Annotated in this window: 15 protein-coding genes and 1 pseudogene; 12 read left to right on the top strand and 4 right to left on the bottom strand. The window is 30.0% G+C overall.

Annotation, left to right across the window (positions count from 1 at the left end; genetic code table 11):
- Both ACZ1JT_RS06740 and ACZ1JT_RS06735 read left to right on the top strand, forming a co-directional pair.
- Entirely contained in the window at positions 1 to 882 is an 882-nt protein-coding gene (locus ACZ1JT_RS06740; protein WP_465093078.1) for an RHS repeat-associated core domain-containing protein, read from the top strand.
- 101 nt (positions 883 to 983) lie between these two features.
- Entirely contained in the window at positions 984 to 1463 is a 480-nt protein-coding gene (locus tag ACZ1JT_RS06735; RefSeq protein ID WP_465093077.1) for a hypothetical protein, read from the top strand.
- 103 nt (positions 1464 to 1566) lie between these two features.
- Here the strand turns inward: ACZ1JT_RS06735 and ACZ1JT_RS06730 are convergent, their stop codons facing one another.
- Positions 1567 to 2643, bottom strand: a complete 1077-nt coding sequence (locus ACZ1JT_RS06730; RefSeq protein ID WP_465093076.1) for a DUF2971 domain-containing protein — start codon at positions 2641 to 2643, stop codon at positions 1567 to 1569.
- A 272-nt stretch (positions 2644 to 2915) separates the two neighbouring features.
- Here ACZ1JT_RS06730 and ACZ1JT_RS06725 point away from each other — a divergent pair, with 272 nt between their 5' ends.
- From ACZ1JT_RS06725 to ACZ1JT_RS06680, 10 genes and pseudogenes are all read left to right on the top strand, one after another.
- The gene (locus ACZ1JT_RS06725) at positions 2916 to 3602 is read left to right on the top strand and encodes an FRG domain-containing protein (RefSeq protein WP_465093075.1); all 687 of its coding nucleotides are present in this window, start codon (positions 2916 to 2918) and stop codon (positions 3600 to 3602) included.
- Positions 3603 to 3613: 11 nt separating this feature from the next.
- The gene (locus ACZ1JT_RS06720) at positions 3614 to 4861 is read left to right on the top strand and encodes a Shedu immune nuclease family protein (RefSeq protein ID WP_465093074.1); all 1248 of its coding nucleotides are present in this window, start codon (positions 3614 to 3616) and stop codon (positions 4859 to 4861) included.
- 41 nt (positions 4862 to 4902) lie between these two features.
- Positions 4903 to 5727, top strand: a complete 825-nt coding sequence (locus tag ACZ1JT_RS06715; protein WP_465093073.1) for a hypothetical protein — start codon at positions 4903 to 4905, stop codon at positions 5725 to 5727.
- A gap of 2 nt (positions 5728 to 5729) precedes the next feature.
- The gene (locus ACZ1JT_RS06710) at positions 5730 to 6512 is read left to right on the top strand and encodes a hypothetical protein (RefSeq protein WP_465093072.1); all 783 of its coding nucleotides are present in this window, start codon (positions 5730 to 5732) and stop codon (positions 6510 to 6512) included.
- Positions 6513 to 6550: 38 nt separating this feature from the next.
- Positions 6551 to 7504 (top strand): HNH endonuclease, encoded by a 954-nt coding sequence (locus ACZ1JT_RS06705; protein ID WP_465093071.1) that lies wholly within the window; start codon positions 6551 to 6553, stop codon positions 7502 to 7504.
- 154 nt (positions 7505 to 7658) lie between these two features.
- Positions 7659 to 8462, top strand: a pseudogene (locus ACZ1JT_RS06700) (RHS repeat-associated core domain-containing protein); the annotation flags it as partial.
- A 13-nt stretch (positions 8463 to 8475) separates the two neighbouring features.
- Positions 8476 to 8901, top strand: coding sequence for a hypothetical protein (locus ACZ1JT_RS06695; protein WP_465093070.1), 426 nt, complete (start codon positions 8476 to 8478; stop codon positions 8899 to 8901).
- A 131-nt stretch (positions 8902 to 9032) separates the two neighbouring features.
- Positions 9033 to 9449, top strand: coding sequence for a hypothetical protein (locus ACZ1JT_RS06690; RefSeq protein ID WP_465093069.1), 417 nt, complete (start codon positions 9033 to 9035; stop codon positions 9447 to 9449).
- A gap of 309 nt (positions 9450 to 9758) precedes the next feature.
- Positions 9759 to 10208, top strand: coding sequence for a hypothetical protein (locus ACZ1JT_RS06685; protein WP_465093068.1), 450 nt, complete (start codon positions 9759 to 9761; stop codon positions 10206 to 10208).
- Positions 10209 to 10210: 2 nt separating this feature from the next.
- Positions 10211 to 10669, top strand: a complete 459-nt coding sequence (locus ACZ1JT_RS06680) for a hypothetical protein (RefSeq protein WP_465093067.1) — start codon at positions 10211 to 10213, stop codon at positions 10667 to 10669.
- A 128-nt stretch (positions 10670 to 10797) separates the two neighbouring features.
- Here the strand turns inward: ACZ1JT_RS06680 and ACZ1JT_RS06675 are convergent, their stop codons facing one another.
- The 3 genes from ACZ1JT_RS06675 to ACZ1JT_RS06665 all read right to left on the bottom strand — a co-directional run bounded on the left by ACZ1JT_RS06675 (position 10798) and on the right by ACZ1JT_RS06665 (position 13225).
- The gene (locus tag ACZ1JT_RS06675) at positions 10798 to 11763 is read right to left on the bottom strand and encodes a hypothetical protein (RefSeq protein WP_465093066.1); all 966 of its coding nucleotides are present in this window, start codon (positions 11761 to 11763) and stop codon (positions 10798 to 10800) included.
- Between the two features lie 128 nt (positions 11764 to 11891).
- Positions 11892 to 12170 (bottom strand): helix-turn-helix domain-containing protein, encoded by a 279-nt coding sequence (locus ACZ1JT_RS06670; RefSeq protein WP_465093065.1) that lies wholly within the window; start codon positions 12168 to 12170, stop codon positions 11892 to 11894.
- 95 nt (positions 12171 to 12265) lie between these two features.
- Positions 12266 to 13225: a hypothetical protein gene (locus ACZ1JT_RS06665; protein WP_465093064.1), complete on the bottom strand. Its 960-nt coding sequence runs from the start codon at positions 13223 to 13225 to the stop codon at positions 12266 to 12268.
- Positions 13226 to 13236: the final 11 nt, after the last annotated feature.

The raw sequence follows: 13236 nt of genomic DNA, 5'->3' as shown, positions 1-13236 counted from the left end.
TTGAAAAATACTACATTTGAATCGCTGGTTGGTGATGAAAAAAGGTCGTTCTTAAACCATTTGGACAGGTTTGCAAAGTCGTATAAGTATAAGTACAATGGTAAAGAATGGCAGGACGAACTAGAGCTGAACATGTACACTTATGGCTTTAGAGATTATGACCCTGCAATTGGTAGATGGGTATGCATTGACCCACTGGCTGAAAAATCAAGAAGATGGTCTCCATACAATTATTGTGTTGATAATCCTGTTCGTTTTATTGACCCAGACGGTAGAGAAATAATTAATATTCAAGGTGGGGTTAGTTTTACTGGTAACGATGCAAAAATTGCCTTTATGGCAATTAGAGATGAAATTAGAGCAACAGGTGGAGTAAAAGTTCATTTTGTTGAAGAAGCTAAAACACCTAATATTTACAAGCATACTTTAAATTCATTTAGAAAAGGCAAACCAGAAGTTTTACATTATGATTCTGATAAAACTCGTGCAGCTGAAAGAAGAAAAGAGGCTATTTCAGGATATCCAACGAAACCAGGTTTTCAAAGAGATGAATATCCTTATGCATCGACATTTGAAGGAGGTAAAGGGGCTGATGTTGCTTATGTTCCAAGTAGAGAAAACAGTTCGCAAGGAGGAAGTTTAGGAGCTTTATATAGAACACTTAAACACGGAGAATCATTTTTAGTAATGCCAGTTCCAAAGGATAAAGAACCCGACCCAGAACCCGACCCAGTTCCAGCTCCATCTGTTTCTCCTAGAGATGTCGGTGTTGGTGTAGTTGCTGGAATAATTCTTTATGAAGTAGTTAAATGGGGAGGTGCAATATTATTAGCGCCAGAAACACTGGGAGCATCAATACCAGCTGCTGCTGCTTTACCGTAATTTATTTATATAAAAAATTTGAAATGAGAAATGCTAAATTATTTGTGATAATTTTACTTTTGTTAAATACAGTTCAATGTTATTATAAAAAAAACAGCAACATGAAATACAATCTAAATTTTAGCACATCATATCAACAGTTTTATTTAGCAGATAAATCACATGAAGGTAGTACTGATTCTGATAAATTCTGGACTGATGATAGCCATGAAGATAGGCTAGCAATTGAAAAAGGAATTTTGGGGATAGGAACTGAATCCTATGGAACAATAAAAGGTGAATTAATTGTTTTAAGTAAAGTTGATGATTGCATTGATTTTAGTTCATATGACCATGTTGTTGAAGGTGGATTAGAAATTAAATCAGGTGTATTACAGGTGTTAGATTGTCCTAATAGCAGTTTAGAATTAGAAATTAATTTAAAACCTGGAAAATATAGAGTTAGAATTTATGGTTCAAATTTTACAAGTGTAAAAGAACCTGACTTAGCTAATGATACTGATAACGATTTCTACAGGATAGAAATTTGGCCTGATGATAATTTGGAGCGAAAAGTTTTAAAAAGATACAACAGAAATTAATAATCAGTTTCCAACGGCATTCGGGATACAGGGATGGGCGCATAATCGTGTCCATCCTTTGTTTTACCACCAATATCCCAAATCAATCAAAAACTAAACAGTTTTATAGAATTTTTTCTTTAGATAACTTATAGTTTTGTTCTGAACTATTTAATATCATTTGGAATACACTGATATTTTTTCCTTTAGCAATATCCAATAATTTCTTTCTATCATCCTGACTAATTTGACTTCCCAAATATATTTCTTTAGGTTTAATATTATCAATGAAAACGTAATCTGGTTTATCGTCTTCAATATCTAAATTTGTTTGTTTAATTATTCTCCATTCCTTTTCATAAGACCAATCTGTTGATTTGTAAAGTAAACATTTATAATAAAACAGTTTATCATAAAAAGAATAAGGAAAAGATATTCCCATTCGTCTATATAAATCATCCATAAAATGAAACTCTGCATAATAAGTTGCATCGAGGCGTTTATCAGAATATATAACAGGAAAAATCTTTTTATCTACAAATTCACTACCTCTAGTTCTTCCTAAACCAATATCTATATTAAATAAAGATTTGAAATCATAACATAATGCAAATCCACTGTGGTTTAAACTATAATGTGACCACATTAGAATTGAATTTATGTCTTCACTAAAGCAAGCTACTAAAGATGATTGCTTTAAAGCTTTAATTGCCAAATCGACTATTTGATTTACCCTTTCTGCATGTGATTTTTTTGCTAATTCTATTTGAAATGGACTTAATTTCGTTACTTTTCTACCATCTGTCCAATTTTGTAGCATCGCATTTACAAAATCTTCTCCCATACGTCTAATTTCTTGTTCTTTAAAAGCAGGGTCTTTTAATAATTTTTCAAAGTGATTGTAGCTTTTTTCAGTATTTGAATTTGCAATTTCATGTATTATTTTTTCTTTATTTATGTACAATAGGGCATCGTATGGGTCATTAAATTTAATTGGCTTGGTAAGAAGAAGTTTATCATTTTTTAATGTTTCGATGTGATTATCAGAACAGGTTCTGTATCGATAAAGATTTTGAGGTGTTATTTTTTTTGTATAAGCATAAATACTTGAGGCTATTCTCCCTTCCTCATGAGAAGACAAATCTTCAGGGATTTCAATCCCCATAATGAACGCTTCAAAATCGCTTCTTATATTATCCATAACCTTGATTAAATACTGTGTTGTGAACAACAAAACTATGTAAAAGTTCTAAAATTAAAACACAGTATAAACACGTATTGTGCAAAACTTTGGAATTCGTTTTCTTGTTGCGGTTTTCAGTAATGAAATAATGGATTTATTGAAGTCATTTGTTATTGGGAGTTAAGATATATCACCAAATTTAGTGAGTAAGAAAATCCCTGTAAATGGGGATTGCTTGGTGTAATGTTTTGAGTTATATTACATGCCTTTGCAATTATAAAAATATATAAATGGAAGTTAGGACAATTGATGAGTTTTATGATTTTTTGAAGATTCAGTCTGAAGATGATAGTAATCTGATTTTCAGAGGTGTTCGTAATTCAACCTATAAACTGGTTCCTTCGATAGGTAGACTCAAAACTAAAAGAGGCGAAATTTTAAATTTAGACGATGAGGTCAGATTATTTGATATTTTTAAACATAGAGCACATCCTTTTATAAAAGAATATAAAGAAGATACTCTCGAATTACTTTCCATAGCTCAGCACCATGGCTTACCAACTCGACTGTTGGATTGGACGAAAAACCCTTTAGTAGCTACATACTTTGCAGTAGAAGAACCTTTTGCGAAGGAAGATGAAAACAACACTGAGTATAGCTGTGTTTATATTTATAAAGCAGATAAAAAAGTTAAGCTTAGTGAAAAATTTGACCCATTTAAAATAGATGAGGTTAAACGTTTTGTTCCTAAACATTGGGATAATAGAATAATAGCTCAAGGAGGTTTGTTCACTATTCATCCTGAACCTAATAAAGCATGGGAGCCAGATGGTTTAACTAAAATATTAATACACAAAGATGTGAGGAAATCGATTAAAAAAACATTAAATAGATTTGGAGTTAATCCTGGAACCATCTATCCTGATATTGATGGAATTGCAAAACATATAAAATGGCTACGTTCAGACCAACATTAAAGTAAAAACAAATGAAAGGTATTAAATTAGTACAGGATAAAAAAACATCAACCAAGACGACTTTTTTAGTTGAAATTGAAGGTTCTAAAACTAGATTTTTAGCAAAAGAAATTTTTAAAAATGGGACAATAAAGTATTATCCATTCTATGAAAAGAACGGCAAAATAGAGCGCAAATATAAATCGATTAATTGTATAACTATTGAACAAAATGTTATCTTAAAATCTGGTATTTCAGCTACAGAAAGTAAAGGCTTTGGTTTTACCAATCCAAAAGGAGTCTCTAGCTTATTTTATTTTTTTCAGGATAAGTTTCCAACAATTAATGAAGTGGTTATTTCTTCCAAATCATCTACCGACATTGTTGGAAAAAGATTTATAATCAATATAGTAGATTTTGAGAAATTAGAGGAACAAACTGGCAATTTTGTTGAGAATAAAAAGAATGAAAGCCAAAGTCTATATCAATTGATTTTAAATAAAGTAATACCATCACATATTGATGCTCCTGCAAAATCGAACTATGTTAGTGGCTCATTAAAATTATATGTTGACCAATTTTCAAACATTAAATTTTCAAACGAAGAAGCTGAAGAATTAACGAATCTTTTAATCAATTCAGGTTTGCCTCAGGAAATATTAATATCAACAAAAGCAGATATTGATATAATTTATATTGAAGATATTATTGCGGAATATAAAGAGAATCTTAAACAGGTTACAGATACAACTACATTAGAAGAAAAATGGCATCAGTTCTTTAAAAGACATGCTTGGATATTCTCACAGATATTTTCTTTTCCAGCAATATTTTTAGATGATAAAGTAAATGTAGGAGGTCATAATATTGGAGGAAATAAAGATAAAATTGTAGATTTTCTTTATAGAAACAAAATAAACAATAATATAGCATTTATAGAGATAAAGACCCATTTAACTCCACTCGTTCTTAATTCTGCATATCGTAACGATTTATATCCTATCAATAATCAATTGACTGGAGCAATAGTTCAAGTTCTTGACCAAAAAAATAGTTTGCTTAAAAATTACCATTCAATTGTAGGTAGTGAAGCAGAATCATTAAATTCTGTTTGTGTTGTTATTGCTGGAGATACAACAAAATTTACTAAAAAAGGGCAAGATTCTTCATTTGAACTTTTCAGATGGAGCAATAAAGATGTCTTAATCATTCCCTACAATGAATTACTTGATAAAATTGAAAATCTTGTTGAATTATTTAAGAAGAAATCTCTTGATTAGATTTATATTATAGTTTACAATTTTGAGAAATAAAAACTTACATGAGAGACAATTTTACAAAACAAACAGTTGAAATTTTAGCTAAAAGAGTTGGTTATATTTGTTCAAATCCTAGTTGTCGTAAACATACTGTAGGGCCAAATTCTGCCGCAGATAAAGCTGTTGTTGTTGGTATCGCAGCTCATATTACTGCAGCATCTGAAAATGGCCCAAGATTTAATTCTGATTTAACAGAAGCTGAAAGAAAGTATCCTGACAATGGAATTTGGTTGTGTGCAAACTGTTCAATAATGATTGATAGAGATGTAGAAAAGTATACCACAGAAATCCTTAAGCAATGGAAAAAATCCGCTGAAGATGAAATGTCTACTGAAATTGAAGGCAAAGGCATTAGAGGAATAAGACCTTACCTTGAAGCCGAGCTAATTTGGTCTCACCATTCAAGAGCACATAATGGATATAGCTCAAAAAATTTAGAAGTATTTGAACAGCCAATACCCGCTGGAACAGACTTATATGTACATTGGGGATTAAGATGGAGTTTCTCAGTTATAATTCATAACAACTCTGAAACCCCAGCATATAATTTACAATTATCAAAAATAACCAAAGGTCATGGCTTCACATTTATTGAAGAATTACCTAAAATTAATAATCTTCAACATTTTCAATCAAGGGATTTAGAAGCTAAATTTGAGAAATATTTTCATGGAACATCTGAGGAGGCGGATGAGGAGTTAACAATAGTTCCAAAAGATTTGATTGGATTACAATTGGAATTAAAATACACAGACAACCAAAGAACTGAAAACATATCAATTATTACTGTTACTGAAGGTGGATTTGAAAATATTAAAACCAAATAGAAATGAGTAATACAAAAAAAGAGCTACTCTCAACTTTAATATTTCTAGTTACTAATGTTGTGATTATTGCTCTTAGTTTTCTCGCAATGTTTTTGATAGAAAATTCATCAAATGTTGAATATTTGGGTTTGAAAATTATGCTTTATGTTATTTTAAGCATTGTCATTTTTCAGATTAAAAAAAGATATGAAACAAGAGTACTAAACATTATTGAATTCATAGTTTTATTACCCTTAACATTGTTAGGTTTATTTATAACAGTTGCAATACCTGTTCTTTCTATACAAATCAGCATATACTTATATCTGGCAATTTCGTTTATTTTACCCGTGACATTATATCGAATTGATGACTATTTTCAGATATCGGGTTTTAATTTTGAAACATGGATTTATATTATTAATACATGTGGAGTTGTTTTTGCTTTTATATTTCACAAACAAATTAGATTTTTAGTTTATCAAGTTCTGCCATTTACAGCTAAGAAATCAGAAAAAATGAAAAAATTTAAATTGGTAGAACTAAGCAATTATGTGTTGTCAGAAAATAATATAAGATTTGTGATTTTTCTTCTCTACTTTTTATACATAATCATTGTTAATGTTATCAGTTTGCAAGGAAATAGTTTTTACGAGAATAGTAATATTGATAAAGCTGTTCTCCAATCATTTGTTACGTTCGTTGCCTTCGATAGGGTTATAGCAAACCTAAAAATAAATGAATTTAGACCGTCAAATCTGGTAGAACATTTAAGGAAATCACTTTTACACGTTTTTGAAAAATGATTTGAAAAACAATTTATTTATTTTAGAAAATAACCATTATGGATGAAACAGTTGAAAGAATAATTAAGCAATTAGGGGAAAACTATATACCAATTAAGCAACTTCATTTAAATGAAGATAGATTTATTTATCTTGGTGATAAGAATGATAGAATATGTCGATTTTGCAATAAAAAAGACCCTGATACAAGTTTTAACAAAATAGCTCATGCTATTCCTGAATTTACAAATAATCACAGATTAATTAGTTATTATGAGTGTGATGGTTGCAATGAAAAATTCTCTAAGTCGATAGAAACTCATATGGGGGATTATATGAATATTCACCATTCACTACTACAAGTCAGAGGCAAAAAAGGTGTTCCTTCTTTTAAAGTTGGTAAAGAAATGTCTCGAATCGATATGAAAAAAACTGGTTTGAGTTTTAAATCTTATGAAGAAGATAATGGGCTAGATTTAGTAACTGATGAAGAGAATAAAACAATTACAATTAAAGGCACAAGAGCAACATATGTCCCGATTGCCATTTATAAGTGCTTAACAAAAATGGCATTAAGTATAATGCCTGAAGGTGAACTGCACAATTATTCAGAAACATTAGATTGGATAAATGAAGAAAATCATCAAGAATCAAAATATAAAATTCAAAATCTACACTCATTATTTTCATTTGCACCAGGGCCTCTTCCTTACCACTTTACTAGTTGTTTCTTGTTTAAAAGATTAGAGGAAGCAAAATTGAATGTCCCTCATATGCTTTTTTTACTGGCTTATGGGAATTTTACATTTCAAATTTATTTGCCTTTAAGTAGAGGAGATATAAGTTTAAATAAAACTACTGTTAGCATTCTAAAAATCCCATCTTGGTATGAAATGGAAAACGGTATGTTGAGACGGCAAATCTTGGATTTAAGTTCCAAAGAGAAAGTTAAAGGCGAAAAAGTAAGTATAAAAATGCAATTTGATGAAATGAAAGAAATTAACCTTGATTAAGATAATGAATAGTTCTTATTTGTAAAATAAAACATTGGAGTTTATGGAAAATCCTCTTATTTTCATCAGAGAATACGTTCTTATTAATCACAGATTGAAACTGTTTGCATTACTGTATTAGGAAAATTTCGCAAAGCTTTATAAGTATAAGTTCCAAGGTCAGGAGCGTCAATACGAGGTGGGGCTTAACTGGGACAGTTTTAAATATCGTAATTACGATTATGCAATAGGACGTTTTATGAATATTGACCCATTGGCACAGGACTACACACATAATTCTCCATATGCTTTTGCGGAAAATAGAGTTGTTGATGGAAGAGAAATTGAAGGTTTAGAATGGAGTTCTAGTACTTCAAGTGATGGTAAAACTGTTAATTTGACTTTAAATGCGAGATTGGTTAATAATTCTGCTGGAACTATAACTAATGACCAAATGAAAACTTTAGCAGATGAAAGTGTAACTGAATTGAAATCTTCGATTGGCGGAACAGATTCTCAAGGAAGAACAGTGAATGTTTCTGTAAATTACAGTGATAACGCTACAATGATTTGGGAGTACAATAATTCTATCGACACAAGTACAACTGTACCTGACGGTAGAACGAAAGCGGAAATTGATGCTGAAGCCAGTGTTGCTTCTGGCTGGACTAATGAAATTGGGAATACTCAGGTTAACAGAACTCAAGTAAACTTATCCTTGCCTATGGAAGGAGCTTGGGATAATAAAGGACAACTGAAATATGGTGATAAAAATGTTAGAGGTTTAATATCCAGAACAGGGGCTCATGAAGACGGACATACTCTAGGCGGTAGACATGAGACCAATAAAAAATTGGCTGGTGCTTTAAAAGCAATTCAAGCTGTAGTAAATAGCTTGATGAATACTGGGGCTCCAGGTAATAAAGTTTCAAAAGAACAGAGGACAGAATTTGTCAAAAAAGTAGAAGAACAACAATAATAAAGTATTATAGATGAGAAAAATTATCATTTTAAGCTTTTTAGCAATTGCATTTAGTTGCTCCAATGTTAAAACCACCTACAATGAATTGCCTTATAATGAAGAGTTGAATCATGACCCAACTCTAAAAAAAATAGGAGCAACAGATAAAAATAAAGGTGTTTTGTATTTTACTGGTGGCTTCGAGAAGGACACAGTTCAAATTGAATGTGATAAAGTGCAATTGGTTAAGAAAACGATTACTACTGGTAGTAATACGGGTTTAGCTGCTTTTGAGGTTATATCTAACGAAAAAGATGTTGAAATTACATTTTTTTCAATTGGCGCTAAATTTGTTCTTCCAGCAGAGAAATTAAAAAAGTATAAATGCATTTACATAAGCGGAAACGGAAAAAAAGTATTAATAGAATATTCGAATACTTTTAAACTTTTTGTTTAAATTTTGAATGTTTTAAAAGTAATTAATCCGTTTCCAACGGCATTCGGGATACAGGCATGGGCAAACAATCTGTCCATCCTTTTTGTTTGGAAATACATTGTTATTTTTGTAGTTTAGAAAAACATAATTGTATGACTGACTTTGACTTTGAAGAATCAGAAAGAGAACAAGAAAGAATTGATAGAAATTTTACCAGAACAGAAGAAGAAGGTTTAAAGAATATTCTAAAACACTTTGATAGAATACATGACAAACTTTTTACTTTCAACAATATTTTGATTGCGGGTTTTTTTGCTCTTTCTAAAATCGAAAATCCAATTCCCGTGAAAACGATTTTCATTCCAATCTTAAATCTCTGTTTTTTAATCTTTATTGAATATGAGATGATGGAAAAAAGTAGATTCGAAGCTTCAATTAAATCTCAGCCATTCGATAAATATGATTCACATGGAAGAAGAATAAATAGAACTAATTTGTATTCTTTATTGAGTATTTTGACAACTTTGATTGTGACAAGTATTTTTATCTACTATTTGATGTATTATTAGTTTCGATATAAAAACTATTCATAACGGCATTCAGGATACAAGGATGGGAACAACATAACGTGTCACGTGTCTCCATTGTTTTTTCACCAAATCCAAACCAATCAAATTCAGTATAAAAATATGTATTGAATTGTATTTTGAAATTCACTTTCTTATTAAAGTTTTCCGTAATGTTATAATGGATTTGTTGTTAGGAACCAAAATACGTCACTAAATCTAGTGAGAATAAGAATCATTAAAATTAGGGATTGTTTGATGGTTTTATTTGTAATATTTTGCAACAATTAACATTAACCGAACTAAACTGTTATGAGCTGTAAAACTAGAATTTTACTATTTTCTTTAATTACAATTTCTTTTATATTTCCAAGCTGTTCTACAGCATACTATGTTGGAGAAACAACTGAGCCCACAAATATCTATGCGACGCAAGAGGGCTACTCAAATTTTATTTATGTTGTCCCAGTTGGATCAAAATTGTTAATCAAGAAAAAATACAAGAATGGCTATTATGTAGTTTATGATAACTATCAAGGCTATTCAAAAAATACTATTTTAAATAATTACAGGAAGTTCAATTCTGGTAATGACGGAAATCTTTATGGATATTCGACAAATATGGCGTCGAAATCATCATCAACTTCTAATAGTTATAGATCCAGTTCAAGTTCGGGAGGATCAGTTAATGTAAAAGGATATTATAGGAAAAACGGAACATATGTAAAACCTCATACCAGAAGCAGTCAAAAAAGAAGATAATAATGGAAGGAAAATACACTAAAGCTGGAACTGTAATAGGATTGATAGGTTTACTTATAACTATTGTAGTAACTATAATAAGTTTTATTCCAAAATCATCTAATAATTTAGCTGGAGAATGGCTTATGACATCTAAAGTAGAAGCATCTGACCTGAGTGCTTATGTAGGTGCTGAGATCGAATGGAGGATGTTTATAACTGAAAACCAGAATACAATTAAAGGAACTGCTGAAAAAGTTAAAATCAATGGAAAAAAATTAGAATACAAACAAAGAACCTCTTTAGAATTTGAAGGTGTTGTTGATGGAAAAACTTTAGTCATCAACTATATTGAAAATGGAAAGATTAGAAAAACATGTGGAATTATCAAAATGGAATTTGATGATGAAAAATTCAAAGGAAAATTTTCACAAACTGCTTCTAGTGCTATGGGAAGTGTTGTAGGTTTAAAAATCAAATAACATAATTGAGATCTATCCATAAATCAAATTTTAACACTACATTATTAATTCAAATTCAACAAGAATCAAAGACAAACATAAATTTTCCTGAGCAGTCATTTCTTAGACATTCTAACTATACTCAAAGTTCATATAATTACTACCTTTTTTGACCCTATAATTAAACTGTCAATTTGGGTAGTCGTACCAATTAGAAAATCTATCTTTTCACCCATTATTTCGGCTATCACTCCTTTTATGTTTTTTGAGCTTGATAATATAAGTTTTTGCATTTGTTTTTTGTGGTACTTGAAATTTTCGTTTTGACCATTTTCAATTAAGCTAGTCCAAAATATCGGATTTGAATATTTTAGCAATGCTTCTTTTTGAGTATTTTTACATAAACTGTCAATTCGGGTAGTATTATCAAAAAAAAGCACATTTTGCCACTCATTTAACAGCTCTCTTTTAAAAGCATGCAATTTTTTTTTACTTATATCTTTAAGCGTTTCAATACCAAACTTTTTAAGTTTTTCCATTTTGGTATATTTTATTTCAAAACGCATTACATCATTTGAAATATTAAACCCTCTGGAATTGTATTGCAATGCTTTGTTATACAGTTTCACAATGTATTGCGAGTGTACCACTTGTTTATATTTGCCCTCAAATGAGTTTTTTTGATATTCAAACGGCTTTGTTTTATGAAATAAACAACTTTCAATAACTTCGTTTGTTTCAATCATTGGGTTAATATTTATTCCTACTTCTAAACACTTTAAAATACAGTTGCCTGAATCAATATTAAACTTTGTTTGAAAGTCTGTTAAAACCGATAAAAAAGCCTTAAAATCAAAATCGTTATAGTTTTGCGCTCCGGCGTTCCAGTATTTATGCAAGCTTCCCTGTGTTGTAATAGTCCCAGTATCATAAATTCTAAATTCTAAACCTTTGTAAAATGCGTTTTTGTATGGCGTTGTTTTTTTACCGTTTCTGTTTATGGTTCTTATTTCTCCTGTTAGTAGATTGATTTTATCATAAAAATCTAAATAGGGATTTTGCTCTAATTCAATAGGACAAACGCCAGTTACTAATATTTTTACGAAATCAACCAAAAGATTATATTTGTATAAGTTTTTACAATTCCAACGTGGAAACGGACTTTGAACAAAAAAGGGCGTGATGACATTACGCCCTTTTTCAATTCAAACCCATTAAGTTTAATAATTCAAAAAGTTACTTTTTATCCATTTAAAGGGATTAAACTTTTCTCAATGTCTGATTTAAGGAAGTAAATTCGACCGCCAAATGCAATCGGCTTAAGTCGTCCAGATCGCTGCCAATTACTAACAGTCGAAATATCCACTTTAAAAAGTTCCGCAACCTCTTGGCGTGTTAAATACTCGTTTGGTTGCTTTGGTTTGAAATTTTGCAAAAACTCGTCTAAGTGAACTTTTACACCTTTTGTAATTTCGCTTTGTAGTTGTTCGGGCGAAATTTGAATAAATTGAATTGTACTCATAAGTTTTATTTTTTAATTGTTAAACTTGAATACAAATATTTTGCTATTTCGTTGGTACTCTATTGCAGTACCAGTACTAAAAAAGTACTATTTACTTAATCAAATCCTTTTTGATTGTGTTTCTTAATTTCAATTAAAAAAGTTTTGTTTGTTTCAATTTCTTTAGAACTACAATATTTTAGTACATTTTGGATTAAACCATGATTCAAATACAGGTTTTTATTTTTGTTGTATTTATCATCTGATTTATTAGTATAAGTGCATTTTATATATTGATAACTTCTCTTTGCATCATATTCATTTACAAAGAGTTCATTTGATTTTTTTGTATGAGAAAGCCCCTGATTATGTAATTCGTAAACTTTACCGTTAGCAAAATTTACCAGCACCTTGAATTTTATATCATTTTCATCGATTGTTTTTTTTGAATTGCTTTTTTCTTCGGGTCCTTTTGTTTCTGGAGCTTCAATTTTCATATATTCTTTAACATCTTTACTCCAATCTATTTTTGATTTCTTTAATAATTGTATTCCTTCTGTTAATTCATTCTTTATACTTGTAAATGAGTTTGAAAAATCTTCAATAATTTCTCTTATTTCATTTTTTGCAGGTTCAAATTTATCAACCACATTGTTTTCGATTTTTAAATATTCTCGAAACTCTCTTTCAATTTCTAAATAGTTAGGCAAAAGCTTATTTTCGGCAATCGTACAATTATTCTCTAATTCAAAATCAAATGCATTTTCTAATTCACTATTTCGTGAAACATTTAGCCTTATTAACTCATTTTTAAACGCAAAAAGCAAAGTATTTAACCGTTTAGAATATCTAAAAAAACGATGCTTTACCCTTTCTTTTAAACGGGTGGTTATGAGATAGTCTAATATATTTTGTAGCTCTTCTTCAATAAGAGGAATTTGAAATTGTAAAAAACTAATATAAGTATCTGTATCACTCTCTTGCTTAGTTTTAGAAAGAGCTTCTAAATCTTCAACGTATGTAATAACCTGACTCAATTTGTTTAAAAATATTTGATGTAAGTTTTCATTCTCCATTTTGATTGAAA

It is taken from the genome of Flavobacterium sp. IC2-16, assembly GCF_055521455.1.
The sequence above is the reverse complement of the archived record's forward strand: the minus strand, read 5'-3'. Positions and strand labels throughout refer to the sequence as shown.

Excerpts from the sequence above, each read along its gene's own strand:
- ACZ1JT_RS06735 (WP_465093077.1), top strand. The coding sequence starts at position 984 with ATGAAATACAATCTAAATTTTAGCACATCATATCAACAGTTTTATTTA.
- ACZ1JT_RS06730 (WP_465093076.1), bottom strand. The coding sequence starts at position 2,643 with ATGGATAATATAAGAAGCGATTTTGAAGCGTTCATTATGGGGATTGAA.
- ACZ1JT_RS06725 (WP_465093075.1), top strand. The coding sequence starts at position 2,916 with ATGGAAGTTAGGACAATTGATGAGTTTTATGATTTTTTGAAGATTCAG.
- ACZ1JT_RS06720 (WP_465093074.1), top strand. The coding sequence starts at position 3,614 with ATGAAAGGTATTAAATTAGTACAGGATAAAAAAACATCAACCAAGACG.
- ACZ1JT_RS06715 (WP_465093073.1), top strand. The coding sequence starts at position 4,903 with ATGAGAGACAATTTTACAAAACAAACAGTTGAAATTTTAGCTAAAAGA.
- ACZ1JT_RS06710 (WP_465093072.1), top strand. The coding sequence starts at position 5,730 with ATGAGTAATACAAAAAAAGAGCTACTCTCAACTTTAATATTTCTAGTT.
- ACZ1JT_RS06705 (WP_465093071.1), top strand. The coding sequence starts at position 6,551 with ATGGATGAAACAGTTGAAAGAATAATTAAGCAATTAGGGGAAAACTAT.
- ACZ1JT_RS06695 (WP_465093070.1), top strand. The coding sequence starts at position 8,476 with ATGAGAAAAATTATCATTTTAAGCTTTTTAGCAATTGCATTTAGTTGC.
- ACZ1JT_RS06690 (WP_465093069.1), top strand. The coding sequence starts at position 9,033 with ATGACTGACTTTGACTTTGAAGAATCAGAAAGAGAACAAGAAAGAATT.
- ACZ1JT_RS06685 (WP_465093068.1), top strand. The coding sequence starts at position 9,759 with ATGAGCTGTAAAACTAGAATTTTACTATTTTCTTTAATTACAATTTCT.
- ACZ1JT_RS06680 (WP_465093067.1), top strand. The coding sequence starts at position 10,211 with ATGGAAGGAAAATACACTAAAGCTGGAACTGTAATAGGATTGATAGGT.
- ACZ1JT_RS06670 (WP_465093065.1), bottom strand. The coding sequence starts at position 12,170 with ATGAGTACAATTCAATTTATTCAAATTTCGCCCGAACAACTACAAAGC.
- ACZ1JT_RS06665 (WP_465093064.1), bottom strand. The coding sequence starts at position 13,225 with ATGGAGAATGAAAACTTACATCAAATATTTTTAAACAAATTGAGTCAG.